Genomic DNA, 13,700 nt, shown 5'->3' with positions numbered 1-13,700 from the left:
TGCACCAGCACCCTGGCCAGACTTCGGCCTGCCCCAGGGAGAGTCGTCTTTAGAGGACTTATTGGAAGGGTTGGTTTGTGGCAGTTACGGCCATTCTGCACGGTGCAAGATCTGACCCCATGAGTACGATGGTTACGGCCATTCTGCACGGTGCAAGATCTGACCCCATGAGTACTGGCATCATTCAGGTCATTCTTGGCCCCGGTGCGATAGGGTGTGACGTACTTGGCCGCCATAATCCCCATCTTGTGACCGAGCTTCTCCAATTCCCTGGCCCAGTAATGAGCGGCACTGCAGGCTTCCAATCCCACCAGGCCCGCAGGCAGATTGGCCATTTCCTTTAACACCTTGGCGCGGGTCACAGTCTTGTGGATAAGCGGCTTGCCATGGCGGTCTTCGCCGTGGATACTGAAACTCAGTTTGGCCAAATCAATGCCATAGAAATAGTTGAAATCTGACATGGACGGTTCTCCTCATAGGTTGCCACATAAGCTTGGCAGAGCCCCGGGAAAGGGGGAGTCCATATCATTCGTTACATGTCGGCCAAGGATTAAGTATTGTGCCAGTTCTTGAGAATGGATTTGAGTTAATTAATGATCTCCTGTCAGAAGGAGAGGTACAGTCTTTTCGTGAAGAGTTTTCGTCCGTTAGCTTTCCTTCGAAGGTAGGTGGTATTCGTAATGCCGAGAAGAAATTTTCTTCCATTGGTGCTCTTGCGTTATCTGATAGCTTGTTACGCAAAGTGGGGAGTTATTTAACCGGAACACCCAAATTGGTTCGCGCAATCTTATTCAATAAAACCGAAGAGAGTAACTGGTTGGTTACATGGCACCAAGATAGAACCGTGGCTGTATCCAAAAGATTTGAGCAATCTGGCTGGGGGCCATGGAGTGTCAAAGACAATACAGATCACGTGCAACCGCCCCTTTCTGTACTTAATCAGATGGTCACTATTCGCATCCATCTTGATGACGCTTCAATTGAAAATGGGTGTCTAAAGATTTTTCCCAAGAGTCATGATCTTGGTTTACTCAGACAATCTGAAATACAGCAGTATGTCATAGATCATAGTCCAGTGAGTTGCGAAGCTAAGGCGGGTTCTGCTTTGGTGATGCGGCCACATATACTGCATTCATCGAGTAAGGCGGCAAATCCGTCACAGAGGCGGGTAATACACCTCGAATACATTAGCTATGAGTTACCGCAGGGGGTAACGTGGGCGTAAAACATGTAAAATTAATATGCGGTTCTTAGGGTCCGCATCATTTGACTGTTTAATGTCCGCTCCTTGTCTGAAGCAGACGGCCACACCTGGTCTCAGTAAAGACCGAAACTCGCTCATAGCTGCCCCATAAGTGTCATAAAGATCGAATATCTCTCACCCAGCGGCAAAGTTTCAACTGCCGTCTGCCTCAGCAGGCGGTCTGACTGGAAACCCGTTACTGACAGATAGAGAAATGGGTGGGAGGCAGCGCCGGGTTGGCCTTCGCTGACCTTCGGAGAAAGGGACTTCGACGAAGAGCGTACAGGGGTAAAAGGCGTATCGAAACGAGCGCGAGCGCACAGCTCGTTTAGCCTTTTACGGAAGGGCAGAGGAAGCCCGACCTGGGCTTTTATGAAGGCAGGAAGCCTGCAATAAAAGGGTTTACGGCGTGTCTGCGAAGGCCAATCCGGCGCTGCCTTTTTGCTTCTTTATTTGTCTTCGACCAAAAAACAAAGTCGGCTAAAGCCGACTCTGCCAGAGCTATAGTCATCTTTGGGAACTGTGCAGCGCTAATATCAGGTTGGTCTAATATACGTCCATGATGAATGTCACCCAGCTCGGACGTCCTCTGTCCTCGCGTAGATCTCTTGTTGAGGCAGATCTGTGTCACCCATCCCTGGGGCATGGGTCCAGCCATTCATCCATGAATGTCGTTCAGCGAACTGCGAATGTCCACCGGACATTCGTTTCGCTTCACCCCTGCATATCCTCCAGTTCCGTGCCTTTGGTTTCATGCACCATCTTCACCACAAACCAGATGGACAGCAGCGCGCCAAGCGCATAGAGACCATAGGCGCCGGCCAGGCCGATACCGGCCAGCAGCATGGGGAAGGTCATGGTAATCAGAAAGTTGCTGCCCCACTGGGCCAGGCCGCTGACCGCCAGCCCTGAGCCGCGGATCTGATTGGGAAACATCTCCCCCAGCATCACCCACATCACCGGACCCCAGGACATATTAAAGAAAAACACATAGGCATTGGCGGCAATCAGCGCCAGGGGGCCCCAGTCACCCATGATCAGGCGACCGGAGGCATCCTGACCGGCATTGGAGAAGGCCACCACCATCAGGCTCAGGGTCACGAACATGCCCACCGAACCCCATTTAAGCAGGGGCTTGCGGCCGATTTTGTCGATGACCATCAGGGTGATCACACAGGCGGCGATACTCAGGCCGCCGCTGATTACATTGATCAGCAAGGCATCGGATTCGGAAAAGCCCACCGCTTGCCACAGTACCGCGCCGTAATAAAACACCACATTGATACCCACCAGTTGCTGGAAGGTGGCCAGGCCTATGCCCACCCAGACGATTTTGCGCACCTTGCCGCTTTGCTTGTCGATCAAGTCACGAAAACGGGGACGGTGATGATCGCTGGCCAGGGACAGCTCAATTTCCTCCACCTTACGCACCGCAATGCCGCCGCCGTACAGGCGTGTCAACACTACAGAGGCCCGTTCCCGGTAGCCTTTGACCACCAAAAAGCGCGGGCTTTCGGGAATAAACAGCAGCATCAGCAGAAACAGAAGCGCCGGGATCAGCTCTATCCAGAACATCCAGCGCCAGGCCTCATAGCCCATCCACAGCGCGTTGGTGGAGGCGCCTGCGGTGGCCGCCAGCGAATAGTTGCTGACAAAGGCGATAAACAGCCCGCTGATTATGGCGATCTGCTGCACTGTGGTCAGCATGCCCCGGTAACGGGCCGGGGCCACTTCACTGATATAAGCCGGCGCCATCACCGACGCGGCGCCCACGGCCAAACCGCCCAGCACCCGGTAGATCACAAACTCCAGTGACGAGCCGGCAATACCCGAGCCCCAGGCGCTGACAATAAAAAACACCGCCGCGACCCGCAGCACCGCACGACGGCCGTACCAGTCAGCCAAACGTCCGGCGAAAAATGCGCCAATAGCGCAGCCCAGCAGCATGCTGGACACATTAAAGCCGGTGCCAATGCTTTCGGAGTTAAAGGCGGCCTGCAAGCCGTCCACCGTGCCGTTGATGACGCCACTGTCAAAACCGAACAAGAAGCCGCCGATAGTGGCGATAATGCTGATAAAGACAATAAACAGGCGGTTCTCTGCCTCACTGTCATGGGAGGGGGTGGGGTGATGATTTTCCAAGCTGCAAATTCCTCTGTTGTTGTTATTGTCAGGCATGAACGTTTTCGCCCAGACCAAGCGCCCCAGCATACAATCAGTTGTGCCGGGCAATGGCGGTCAAGTGAAGAATCATAATGCACGGATAACATTTCGTTAACCAGCCGCAATCGTATTCATAACCCGTAAGTGGTGGTTCAGGCACAACAGACGACCTAGCCTTTAACTCTGGTCTACCCTTATTGACTAAGCAGGGGGGACTATGGGATTCGAACTGAAAGTGGATGAGCCGGTAGAAGATGGCATCAAACGCATAGCAAAGGCGCAGACAGAAAAGATCTTTGCTGACTTGTCTGACGAGGCATTAAGCCACCATGACAAGGTCCATCAGGTACGTAAACGCTGCAAGAAGATCCGCGGCCTGGTGCGGCTGGTCAGGCCGCAGTTCGAGCAGTATCAGCAAGCCAACCAAGCATTTCGCGATGCGCCCCGCCTGCTTTCCCCCCTCCGGGATGCCCAGTCGGTTATCGACACCTTTGATAAGTTGATGGAGGCCTTTGATAATCAACTGAAGGGACCTGCTTTCGCGTCGGTTAAGCAGGTTTTACTGAACAGGCGCGAGCGTCTGAGCAAAGATAAGCGTGGCATCCAAAGCAAACTGGCCAAATTTAAAAAGCGTATCGAAAGAGCCGCCAAGGAAATCGGTGACTGGCAACTGAAACAAGCCGGCTCCAAAGCCTTGAGCGGCGGCCTTGCCAAAACCTACCAGCGGGGACTCAAGGCCATGGCCAAGGCCCATGCCAGCCCCAGCACGGAAAATTTTCACCAGTGGCGCAAAAGGTGCAAGTATCACTGGTATCACTTGCGTCTGCTGACCCCTTGCTGGGCGCCGGTACTGGCACCGCTGGCCGAACAGGTTCATCAGTTGTCCGACTCCCTGGGGGAAGAGCACGATTTGGCCGTACTGCGGGGCACAATACTGGCCTCCCCCCATGAGTTTGGCCAGTTTGCCGACCTGCAACTGCTGTTTGGCATGATTGACCGCCGTCGCGCCGCTTTGCGCAGTCGGGCTTTTAATCTGGGCCGCAAGGTTTTTGTGCTGAATGCCCGGCAAACAGCAAAGTGCTACTCGGCCTATTGGCAGGCCTGGCAGGAGGAAGACGCCGAGCTTCACCAGCCCTCCCCTTTCGATGCCCAGGCGTAATACCAATCGGATTAATCTTTAGTGCATTCAGCGAAAGACAAAATGTTCGATACCAAGGCGCTCGTATGAAGGTCTAGTGGCGCTAAATCGAATGCGAGCAACACAGGTAGCGGGCATTTTGACTTCGCCCACAGCGAGCGCCCAGGAAGGATTATTTCTGCGTTTCGACTTCTCGACATAGCACCACTATGTCTTCGAAGCCGCGCCTTGAACTAATCCTTCCTGGGCAGCTCTGAATGCACTAAAGATTAATCCGATTGGTATAAACAGCCAGGGTTGATAGAAATCAAATGCCGGCCACGCCATGCAGGTTAGACTGTTACCAGCGTTCCGGCCCCAGGGTAAAGCGTATGACCGATACCAGCCTGATAAGACTACTGAAGATCCTGATGACTATCGGCATCTCGTTGATCCTACTGGGGGTTTATCTGCATTTCAGCGAGCACGTCACGGCGCTGGGGGTCAAAGGCATTGTGATCAGTGCGGCCTGTGTGGCCATCGGCATGATCCTCTCCCTGCCCACCAAGATGTATCTGACCTTCGTGCTGATGAAGCAGGAAGAAGAGCATAAGCATCGGGATTAGGCCGCACTCAAGACGGCCATTCCCTGACTGTCAGTTATTCAGCCTGGCCTGCCCCAGGGTATTGGCATCAGTGCCAAACCACAGGCTGTGGCTGTCGGCATCGTAAACCATATGCCTGATGGCGCCGCCGCCGCTTGGGATGGGCACCGGCTCGGAAAAGGTTTCAGTTTGGGAGTTAAAGCCCACCAGTCGGTTGGGCTGTACACCGGTTTCCACCAGCCACAGCCAGCCCTTGCTGTCGGAGGCCATGGCATAGGGCCGGGAATTCTGCGCCGCCGGGGTGCGCCATTCCTTCACCGCCCCTGAATCCGGGTTAACCCTGCCCAGATACCCTGCCCCGTAATCCACATACCAGATATTGTTATCCGGCGTAACGGCAAGGCGGCGTGGCAGGGTCTGCTTGCGCGGAAGAGGGAGCTCCACCAGTTGGTCATTTTTGATGGTGGCCAGTTTGTTGCTGGCGAAGTAGGCAATCCAGGGCTGGTCCTGATGCACGATGATGCCGTAGGGCCTGGCACTGTCGGTGGCCACCTCATACGTCCTGAAGGTCTTGCTGTTGGCGTCAAAATAGCCCACTTGGTTTCCCCATTGCACGGTAAACCAGATATTGCCCTTGCTGTCGAAGTGCAGGGTATGCACGTCGCGACGGCCTTCGCCCGGCAGGGTGAACTTGTCGATATTACCCGTATCCGGCTCCAGCAGGCCGATATGGGCGGCCTGGTTACCCGCATACCAGACACCCCGCTTATCCACTATCAGGTTATGGGGCCCTGTGCCGGGCGCAAGATCATAGCGCTTAAAGTCTTCGTCTGAAGGCTTGAAGCTGGCCACATAATCGCCCTTCTGGCCGACAAACCAGATCCTATCCGGGCCTGCCACATAGGGGTCTCTTGGGCGGCTGTCAGGCCAGGGTACCTGCCACTCCTGAATCTTGGCCACCGGTGTTGATGCCGCCAAGGTCGGCGGGAGCAATAGCAGGCAGCTCAGACAAATACTAACCAGCAGGGAAAGTTTCATGGTTCATCCTCCATGTTGAAGCTATTGGAATCAACGCACTGCACAGTATAGCCGCGGTCATTGTGGCGGATGTTCTTCGTCGGCGGGATGCACATGAATGGCCAGGGCGGTAGTGGCAATATTGGTAATGGGCACGGACAAACCGATGCCGATTCCCACATTGCCGCTGACACCGGACGAGCCCGAGCCGAGGGACCCCGAGACTTCATCCTGGGTGCTTTGCAGTAACAGACCATTGGCCCCTAAGGCAGCGGCCTCGGCCTTCATCCGCTCGATGGCCTTATTCAGCTTCCCCTGCTCCGTCACCGTCCAGGAATGCCGGCTGGAGGATTTGATCAGGGCAATTTCAGCATAGTGTTGCGGTGGACTCCGATACAGCACCACCTGTTCTACCGGCACAGGGGTCCGCGCCTGTCCCAGCATCACATGGGAGGTGGTTGAGCAGGCAGACAGCACCACGGCCAGCACTGCACCGCTGATCGGCCAACGTGTTTTCCGTCTCATCAAATGGCTCCTTGTGGATGCAATGGGTATTCTCACCATTCGAGTATGGCATAATCAATGCCAGGCAGATTCAACAACCTATACTATGTCCACTTATCCGATTCCCGCCGGATCTCATCAATACGAGTTTGATATCAAGCGCAGCCGCTTTATCTGTTTTGTCGGGCAGGCTCAAAGCAGGCCTCAGGCTGAGGATTTTATCCGGGACTTGCGCCGCCAGCACCCCCAGGCCGCCCATGTGTGCTGGGCCTATATCGCCGGGGCCCCTGACACCACTGTCATGTCCATGAGCGACGATGGTGAGCCCAGCGGCACTGCCGGCCGGCCCATGCTCAACGTACTGCTGCATTCAGGGCTGGGGGAAATCGCTGTGGCGGTGGTGCGCTATTTCGGCGGTATCAAACTGGGTACCGGCGGCCTGCAACGGGCCTATTCCGATGCGGTAACCGGGGCACTCAAGGATCTGCCCACCCGTCTGCGGGTGCCCCGCTCGGCCCTGATGCTGACATTTGATTATGCCCTTGAATCCCAGGTACGGCATATCCTTGGCCAGTTCGATACGGACAACGAACAGATAGACTACGGCCAGCAAGTCAGTGTCCGGCTGAACATTGCCCAGAATGATCAACAAGCCTGCATACAGATGCTGACTAATCAGAGCGCCGGGACCATTCAGATACAATTGCCAGACCCAACCCCCTATTGATCTCCTACCCCAGGGTCGCGTATTAAGGGTAAATCCTGCAGATTTTCTATACTCAGGTGTCGAAGAAACCCTGTCTGTGTTTATCAAAAGGAGATCCCATGGAGAATGAAAAACAATGTCCTGTCATGCACGGCCATCGTGGCAGAACCAACCGGGACTGGTGGCCGAACCAGCTCAACCTGGACATCCTCCATCAGCATCCGCCGGCGTCCAACCCACTGGGTGATGATTTCAACTACGCCGAAGCCTTCCAGAAACTGGATCTGGATACCGTCAAAGAGGACATTATTGCCGTGCTCACCGACTCCCAGAACTGGTGGCCGGCGGATTACGGCCACTACGGGCCATTTATGATCCGTATGGCCTGGCACAGTGCCGGCACATACCGGGTGGCGGATGGTCGCGGCGGTTCGTCCACCGGCGCCCAGCGCTTCGCGCCGCTGAACAGCTGGCCGGATAACGCCAACCTGGACAAGGCCAGGCGGCTGCTTTGGCCGGTGAAGCGGAAATACGGCAACAGCCTGTCCTGGGCCGACCTGATGATCCTCACCGGCAACTGTGCCCTGGAGTCCATGGGCTTTAAAACCTTTGGCTTTGGCGGCGGCCGGGAAGACACCTGGGAGCCGGGTAAGGATATTTACTGGGGCACCGAAGAGGAATGGCTGGGCGATAAGCGCTACAGCGAAGGCCGGGCCCTGGAGAATCCCCTGGCCGCGGTGCAAATGGGCCTCATCTATGTGAATCCCGAAGGCCCCAACGGTGAGCCGGACCCGGCCAAAGCCGCAGTGGACATTCGCGAGACCTTTGCCCGTATGGCCATGAATGACGAGGAAACCGTGGCACTGATTGCCGGCGGCCATACATTCGGCAAATGCCACGGCGCCGGAGATGCCTCTTTAGTAGGTCCGGAGCCGGAAGGGGCTGATATTGCCGAACAGGGCCTGGGCTGGACCAGCAAGCATGCAAGCGGCAAAGGCGGGCATACCATCACCAGTGGCCTGGAAGGCGCCTGGACGCCCACCCCGACAAAGTGGAGCATGGGTTACTTCGACATGCTGTTTAACTATGAGTATGAGCTGACCAAAAGCCCGGCGGGGGCCTGGCAGTGGGTGCCGAAAGATGCCCCGGCCGACAAGCAAGCCCCCGATGCCCATGACGGCAGCAAAAAAGTCAGTACCATTATGCTCACCACGGACCTGGCCCTGAAGGTGGATCCTGACTATGAGAAGATTTCCCGGCGCTTTCACCAGAACCCGGCGGAATTTGCCGATGCCTTTGCCCGTGCCTGGTTTAAGCTGACCCACCGGGATATGGGTCCTAAAGTCCGCTACCTGGGTCCTGAAGTGCCCCAGGAAGATCTAATCTGGCAGGATCCCATTCCTGCGGTCGATCATAAGCTGGTCAGCGAGCAGGATATTACCGAACTGAAGAAACAGATTCTCGATTCGGACTTATCGGTCTCTGAGCTGGTCAGTACCGCCTGGGCGTCTGCTTCGACTTTTCGTGGCAGCGACAAACGCGGCGGCGCCAACGGTGCCCGCATCCGTCTGGCCCCGCAAAAAGACTGGCAGGTCAATGAACCGGACAAGCTGGCCAGGGTGCTGGGCAAACTGGAAGCGCTGCAAAAGACATTCAACCAGGCTCAGTCCGGCGGCAAGAAAATTTCCCTGGCCGACCTGATTGTACTGGGTGGCTGCGCGGCGGTGGAGAAAGCCGCCAAGGACGCGGGCCATAAGGTCACCGTCCCTTTCAGTCCCGGCCGTATGGATGCCAGTCAGGAACAAACCGATGCCGAGTCTTTTGAGCCCCTGGAGCCCAAAGCCGACGGATTTCGTAATTATGTACAGGCCGAACAACTGATGCCGGTGGAAGAACTGCTTATCGACAGGTCGCAACTGCTGACCCTGTCAGCGCCGCAGATGACGGTGCTGTTGGGCGGTTTACGGGTGCTGGGGGCTAATCATGGGGGTCAGCAGCATGGGGTATTTACCCATAGGGTGGGCCAGCTCACCAATGACTTTTTTGTCAATCTGCTGGATATGAGTACCGCCTGGAAGGTGCAAGAAAACAATAAGCACCTGTATAACGGCACCGACCGCGATAGCGGTGAAACCAAATGGACCGCCAGCCGGGTGGATCTGGCCTTTGGCTCCAACTCCCAGTTACGGGCAATTTGTGAGGTCTATGCCCAGGACGATGCCAGGGAAAAATTCGTCCGTGACTTTATCGCTGCCTGGGATAAGGTGATGAACCTGGACAGATTTGATCGGCACAGATAGCGGAACACACAGAGGTATCGATCAGGCAACCCAAGTAAAAAAGCGCCGGGTGATACCGGCGCTTTCTTGTCTGGTGCAATGGGCTTATTTCTTTCTTGCCCGGCTGGCGGCAAAACCCATAAGACCCAGGGCAATGACAGCCAATGCAGAAGGTTCGGACACCTGGGCAACTGCCACTGCGGCTTTGAATACATAGTTCACATTATTGTTACTATGATCCATGATATAAGCAGACCAGTCCCCCAGGCCATTGCCTGCCCAGTTGTAGAAGCCGTCTCCATTGATATCGGTAACGATATCTTCCGGCAGTACATGATTGGCCTGGCCGTAACCATCATAATTGGCCATATGGTTTACAAATCCGGTGTCAAGGGTACTGATTGCGTAACGCATGTTATCGGCAAGGGCACCAAATACCTCTTCTGCTGCTTCCAGGCCGTTAAACAGTTCTACTGTGGAGCTCCAGTTTGGTCCATCGCTGACCTGGAATGAACCGACATATTCCCAGGCGACACCCTCGCCGTCCAGATAGGAATTACCGACTATCAAAGTGGCATTCGCCATACCCGCAATCGAAAGAAGCAGACCGGCCAGCGCTATTCTGAAATAACTAGACTTCATCACCTATATCTCCAACAAAAAGTGTAATAGTTACTATTGAACGGCTTGAAAAACTGAGGTTTTTTTCAAGATAAAGCTCTCAAAGCAAAAGATGAGCCAAAACTTATTTTACCTTATTATCAGTAACTTATGTTGAATCATTAATTTAAGACTTATGCTTTTGTAAAGCTTTCTGACGTGGCTGAATAAAACCACCAAAATAATCTATCCCTGCAATATGACTAACGGCAGAGTCTGGTCAGCAAGTTATTGAGCTCATACAGATCCTTCACTTCATGGTGTGGCTCAATGCCCTCAGGCCTGGGCTGGCCATGATGATTCAGCCAACAGGTATGGATACCGGCATTGATGCCGCCCAGCACATCGGCATGAACGTTGTCTCCCACCATCAGGATCTGTTCGCGGGGCGGATTGCCCAGCAATTGGAAGGTATGCTCAAAAATGCCAGGGTGTGGCTTGGCCACCCCCACCTGTTCTGAGATAACCAGATGGGTAAAGTGATGACTCACTTTATTATTGTCCAGCCTGATCTGCTGCATCTGGGTAAAACCGTTGGTGATAATGCCCAGGGTAGCCCTGCCGGACAGGGTATCCAGCAATTCTGCAGCGCCGGGGAGCAGCTTGCTGCTGTGCGCCATAGACAGGATAAACTGGCTGTTAATGTGTTCGGCATCCAGGCCATGTTTGTCAGCCCAATGCAAAAAACGCCGGCGCTGTAATTCGGTAGAGCTGATACGCCCGTCCTGGTAGTCACGCCATAACGGCAGGCTGACTTCAAGAAACAAGTCAAAATCCTGCTCGGCAAACTCCAGTTCGAACTGGTCAAAGGCCAGTTTCAGTCCATTAAACGCATCGAAGTCAAACAGGGTCTCGTCAGCATCGAACAGGATCCATTGGTACTGCATGTCATTCCTCGTAAAGTTCGGGATATAAAAAAGGCGCCATGGCCAGGGTGAGGGCCTGCCGGTAGGCACTTTCACGGCTCTCGCGACCATTGGTCAGCAGCCCGATGGCGCCGCCCTGCTGCTTGATATTGCGGGTATTAAACAACCTGTCCATCACCTGCCCCAGCTCTTCGCCTTGCTGCAGAGCCTGCCAGACAGGAGCTGGCAGGGGCAGGTTGGCGCTTCGTCCCACTGACTGTCGCTGACTGTTGGCGATGACCACATAGGCGAACGTCGACGGGCCATGCTCAAACAGATCCACGCCCCCTTCCATGGCCAGGTAAAAATCGGCCTGCCGGTGCTGTTGGCAATAGCGCACGCGGTTAATGGCCCCTGTGCGGGTTTCGGCTTCACTCATGGGTTGCCCGGCCACCCCTGAGGGGGCCGAGACTCCCTGGCAGATAATCCCGGTGTCGGGGAACAGGGCCTGGAACGTCTCGCTGGCTGCGTTGATCTTGACCGGATTGGTGGAGCCCACCAGCAATTGCAGTGAGTGGCTGTGCTGCATGATTTCCTGTCCTGTTGATATCAGCCGCCTATTTTGCCACAGGCCGGCAGGGACTGCTTGCGAGTCTGGACTTTATGGCAAATTAGCCCTGCTTTCAAAAGCTTGGCTATAGTGTGGTTATGAAACAACAATCTTTGCTCGTTTATGATGGCGATTGCCGCTTCTGCCGCAGTTGGGTGCGGTACTGGGCCCATGAAACCGGTGATCTGATCCGTTTCCGGCCATATCAGGAGGTGGCCTGCGACTTTCCTGAACTGAACGAAGCGCAGTTTCGCAATCATATCCAATTCTTCGACGAACAGGGTCAGCGCTATCAGGGCGCGGCAGCGGCCTTTCAGGTACAAAAGCGCATTCCCGGCAAAGGTGGTTGGTGGTGGCTGTACAACAACATCCCGGGCTTTGCCCCCCTCAGCGAGGGGATTTACGACTGGGTTGCCAGGCACAGAGGGGCGGCCTATACCGGGCAGAAACTCCTGTGGGGGGAAAGCCTGCACCGGGATCAGTACCAGAAGGTCAGTTGGCTGTTCCTGCGTTTACTGGCCCTGGTGTATTTTTGTGCATTTTTGTCCTTTTTCAGCCAGAGCCAGGGACTGATTGGCAGCAACGGACTGTTACCGCTAACGGAGTTTATGGACCAGGTCCGCCAGCAACTGGGCGGCTCGGCATACTGGCGATTGCCCATGCTGTTCTGGTGGGACGCCTCGGATAGCACCATCCGCTGGCTATGCCTGGGGGGTATGCTGGTCAGCCTGTTGCTGCTGTTCAACTGTCTGGCCCGGCTCAGTCTGATACTGCTGTACCTGGCTTACCTGTCACTGGTGCATGCCGGACAGGATTTTATGCTCTACCAGTGGGACCTGCTGCTACTCGAAGCCGGCTTTCTGGCCATTTTCCTCGGCAAGGGCAATCTGCCGGTTGTCTGGTTGTATCGCTTTTTACTGTTTCGCTTTGTCTTCTTCTCCGGTCTGGCCAAACTGCAAAGTGGCGACCCTGCCTGGGGCGGACTGACTGCCCTGGAGTTTTATTTCCAGACCCAACCGCTGCCCACCAGCTTTGCCTGGTATGCCCACCAGTTGCCTGACTGGTGTTTGCAGGCCATGACGCTGATGGTACTGAGCCTGGAACTCCTCCTGCCCTGGCTGTTCTTCCTGCCGCGCAAGCCAAGAAAGGCCGCCGCCGTGTTGTTTATGCTGTTCCAGGCGGCAATCCTGGCTACCGGTAACTACAACTTCTTCAACCTGCTGTCGCTGGTGCTGTGCCTGTTCCTGTTTGACGATCGGGCCCTGCGCTGGTGGATGCCGTCGTTTATCGGCCATGAACGCCTGTCCGCACGACGTTGGCGCCGACAGGGACTGGCCGTGTTCAGCTGCCTGCTGCTGATATTGGGATTGCTCCAATGCTGGAGCAGCATCAGCCGGCAGCCCCCTACCTGGGTCTATTCCCTGCAGGATTTGGCAGCGCCCTGGCGGGTGGTCAATGCCTATGGCTTGTTTGCCGTTGTGACCAGGCAAAGAATTGAAATCATCATTGAAGGGTCCCATGACGGCCGGGAATGGCGGCCTTACCCCCTGCCCGCCAAGCCTGGCGACCCGGCCTCTCCCCCGGACTGGATCCTGCCCCATCAACCCAGACTGGACTGGCAGCTCTGGTTTGCCGCGCTGGAAGGCCAGCCGCCCCCTGCCTGGTTCCGTACCCTGATGATCAGTCTGCTGTTTAATAATCAGGACGCACTGGGCTTATTCAAGCACAACCCCTTTGCCGAACGGCGACCACAGTTTGTCCGCGCCCGTCTGTTTATTTATGAATTTACCGATTTTGCGGAAAAAGCAGACTCCGGACGCTGGTGGAAACGGCGGGAAGCAGGGGTTTACTTCCCTGCATCTTATTTTGAAATCAGCGTATCAGAGGTCGGGAAGTAGCCAGTGACGAGTGACGAGTGACGAGTGACGAGTAATCAGTGTCACCTGTCACC

Annotated in this window: 12 protein-coding genes and 1 pseudogene; 6 read left to right on the top strand and 7 right to left on the bottom strand. The window is 55.2% G+C overall.

The window, feature by feature from the left end; all coding sequences use genetic code 11:
* Nucleotides 1–176: 176 nt before the first annotated feature.
* Nucleotides 177–461: pseudogene (locus J0A66_RS23410) on the bottom strand (IS110 family transposase); the annotation flags it as partial.
* 98 nt (nucleotides 462–559) lie between these two features.
* Between J0A66_RS23410 and J0A66_RS13485 the strand changes: the two are divergent.
* Complete coding sequence (locus J0A66_RS13485) at nucleotides 560–1,225, top strand: phytanoyl-CoA dioxygenase family protein (protein WP_206574356.1); 666 nt, start codon at nucleotides 560–562, stop codon at nucleotides 1,223–1,225.
* Nucleotides 1,226–1,957: 732 nt separating this feature from the next.
* Here the strand turns inward: J0A66_RS13485 and J0A66_RS13480 are convergent.
* Entirely contained in the window at nucleotides 1,958–3,385 is a 1,428-nt protein-coding gene (locus J0A66_RS13480; protein WP_241264193.1) for a sugar porter family MFS transporter, read from the bottom strand.
* Nucleotides 3,386–3,623: 238 nt separating this feature from the next.
* Here J0A66_RS13480 and J0A66_RS13475 point away from each other — a divergent pair, with 238 nt between their 5' ends.
* The gene (locus J0A66_RS13475; protein ID WP_206574354.1) at nucleotides 3,624–4,565 is read left to right on the top strand and encodes a CHAD domain-containing protein; all 942 of its coding nucleotides are present in this window, start codon (nucleotides 3,624–3,626) and stop codon (nucleotides 4,563–4,565) included.
* A gap of 350 nt (nucleotides 4,566–4,915) precedes the next feature.
* Nucleotides 4,916–5,149 (top strand): hypothetical protein, encoded by a 234-nt coding sequence (locus J0A66_RS13470; protein ID WP_206574353.1) that lies wholly within the window; start codon nucleotides 4,916–4,918, stop codon nucleotides 5,147–5,149.
* A 30-nt stretch (nucleotides 5,150–5,179) separates the two neighbouring features.
* On the opposite strand, the gene J0A66_RS13465 is transcribed toward J0A66_RS13470, so the two are convergent.
* A complete protein-coding gene (locus tag J0A66_RS13465; RefSeq protein ID WP_206574352.1) occupies nucleotides 5,180–6,166 on the bottom strand; it encodes a Vgb family protein in 987 nt (328 codons plus the stop codon).
* A gap of 57 nt (nucleotides 6,167–6,223) precedes the next feature.
* On the bottom strand, nucleotides 6,224–6,670 hold the full coding sequence (locus J0A66_RS13460; RefSeq protein WP_206574351.1) for a DUF4156 domain-containing protein: 447 nt from the start codon (nucleotides 6,668–6,670) through the stop codon (nucleotides 6,224–6,226).
* A gap of 85 nt (nucleotides 6,671–6,755) precedes the next feature.
* Here J0A66_RS13460 and J0A66_RS13455 point away from each other — a divergent pair, with 85 nt between their 5' ends.
* Nucleotides 6,756–7,376: a YigZ family protein gene (locus J0A66_RS13455; RefSeq protein ID WP_206574350.1), complete on the top strand. Its 621-nt coding sequence runs from the start codon at nucleotides 6,756–6,758 to the stop codon at nucleotides 7,374–7,376.
* Between the two features lie 98 nt (nucleotides 7,377–7,474).
* Nucleotides 7,475–9,655, top strand: a complete 2,181-nt coding sequence (gene katG / locus J0A66_RS13450) for a catalase/peroxidase HPI (RefSeq protein WP_206574349.1) — start codon at nucleotides 7,475–7,477, stop codon at nucleotides 9,653–9,655.
* Between the two features lie 84 nt (nucleotides 9,656–9,739).
* On the opposite strand, the gene J0A66_RS13445 is transcribed toward katG, so the two are convergent.
* The 3 genes from J0A66_RS13445 to yjjX form a co-directional block, all read right to left on the bottom strand.
* A complete protein-coding gene (locus J0A66_RS13445) occupies nucleotides 9,740–10,276 on the bottom strand; it encodes a PEP-CTERM sorting domain-containing protein (protein ID WP_206574348.1) in 537 nt (178 codons plus the stop codon).
* A gap of 221 nt (nucleotides 10,277–10,497) precedes the next feature.
* Nucleotides 10,498–11,181 (bottom strand): pyrimidine 5'-nucleotidase, encoded by a 684-nt coding sequence (gene yjjG, locus J0A66_RS13440; RefSeq protein WP_206574347.1) that lies wholly within the window; start codon nucleotides 11,179–11,181, stop codon nucleotides 10,498–10,500.
* Between the two features lies 1 nt (nucleotide 11,182).
* Nucleotides 11,183–11,728 (bottom strand): inosine/xanthosine triphosphatase, encoded by a 546-nt coding sequence (gene yjjX / locus J0A66_RS13435; protein WP_206574346.1) that lies wholly within the window; start codon nucleotides 11,726–11,728, stop codon nucleotides 11,183–11,185.
* Nucleotides 11,729–11,847: 119 nt separating this feature from the next.
* On the opposite strand from yjjX, the gene J0A66_RS13430 reads away from it, so the two are divergent.
* Entirely contained in the window at nucleotides 11,848–13,647 is a 1,800-nt protein-coding gene (locus J0A66_RS13430; RefSeq protein ID WP_206574345.1) for a lipase maturation factor family protein, read from the top strand.
* Nucleotides 13,648–13,700: the final 53 nt, after the last annotated feature.

The organism is Bowmanella dokdonensis, from assembly GCF_017254865.1.
GTDB classification, from domain to species: domain Bacteria; phylum Pseudomonadota; class Gammaproteobacteria; order Enterobacterales; family Alteromonadaceae; genus Bowmanella; species Bowmanella dokdonensis.
The sequence above is the reverse complement of the archived record's forward strand: the minus strand, read 5'-3'. Positions and strand labels throughout refer to the sequence as shown.

What these genes read in the sequence shown, in the direction of transcription:
- J0A66_RS13475 (WP_206574354.1), top strand. Translation starts at nt 3,624, where the DNA reads ATGGGATTCGAACTGAAAGTGGATGAGCCGGTAGAAGATGGCATCAAA.
- J0A66_RS13470 (WP_206574353.1), top strand. Translation starts at nt 4,916, where the DNA reads ATGACCGATACCAGCCTGATAAGACTACTGAAGATCCTGATGACTATC.
- J0A66_RS13465 (WP_206574352.1), bottom strand. Translation starts at nt 6,166, where the DNA reads ATGAAACTTTCCCTGCTGGTTAGTATTTGTCTGAGCTGCCTGCTATTG.
- J0A66_RS13460 (WP_206574351.1), bottom strand. Translation starts at nt 6,670, where the DNA reads ATGAGACGGAAAACACGTTGGCCGATCAGCGGTGCAGTGCTGGCCGTG.
- J0A66_RS13455 (WP_206574350.1), top strand. Translation starts at nt 6,756, where the DNA reads ATGTCCACTTATCCGATTCCCGCCGGATCTCATCAATACGAGTTTGAT.
- katG (WP_206574349.1), top strand. Translation starts at nt 7,475, where the DNA reads ATGGAGAATGAAAAACAATGTCCTGTCATGCACGGCCATCGTGGCAGA.
- J0A66_RS13445 (WP_206574348.1), bottom strand. Translation starts at nt 10,276, where the DNA reads ATGAAGTCTAGTTATTTCAGAATAGCGCTGGCCGGTCTGCTTCTTTCG.
- yjjG (WP_206574347.1), bottom strand. Translation starts at nt 11,181, where the DNA reads ATGCAGTACCAATGGATCCTGTTCGATGCTGACGAGACCCTGTTTGAC.
- yjjX (WP_206574346.1), bottom strand. Translation starts at nt 11,728, where the DNA reads ATGCAGCACAGCCACTCACTGCAATTGCTGGTGGGCTCCACCAATCCG.
- J0A66_RS13430 (WP_206574345.1), top strand. Translation starts at nt 11,848, where the DNA reads ATGAAACAACAATCTTTGCTCGTTTATGATGGCGATTGCCGCTTCTGC.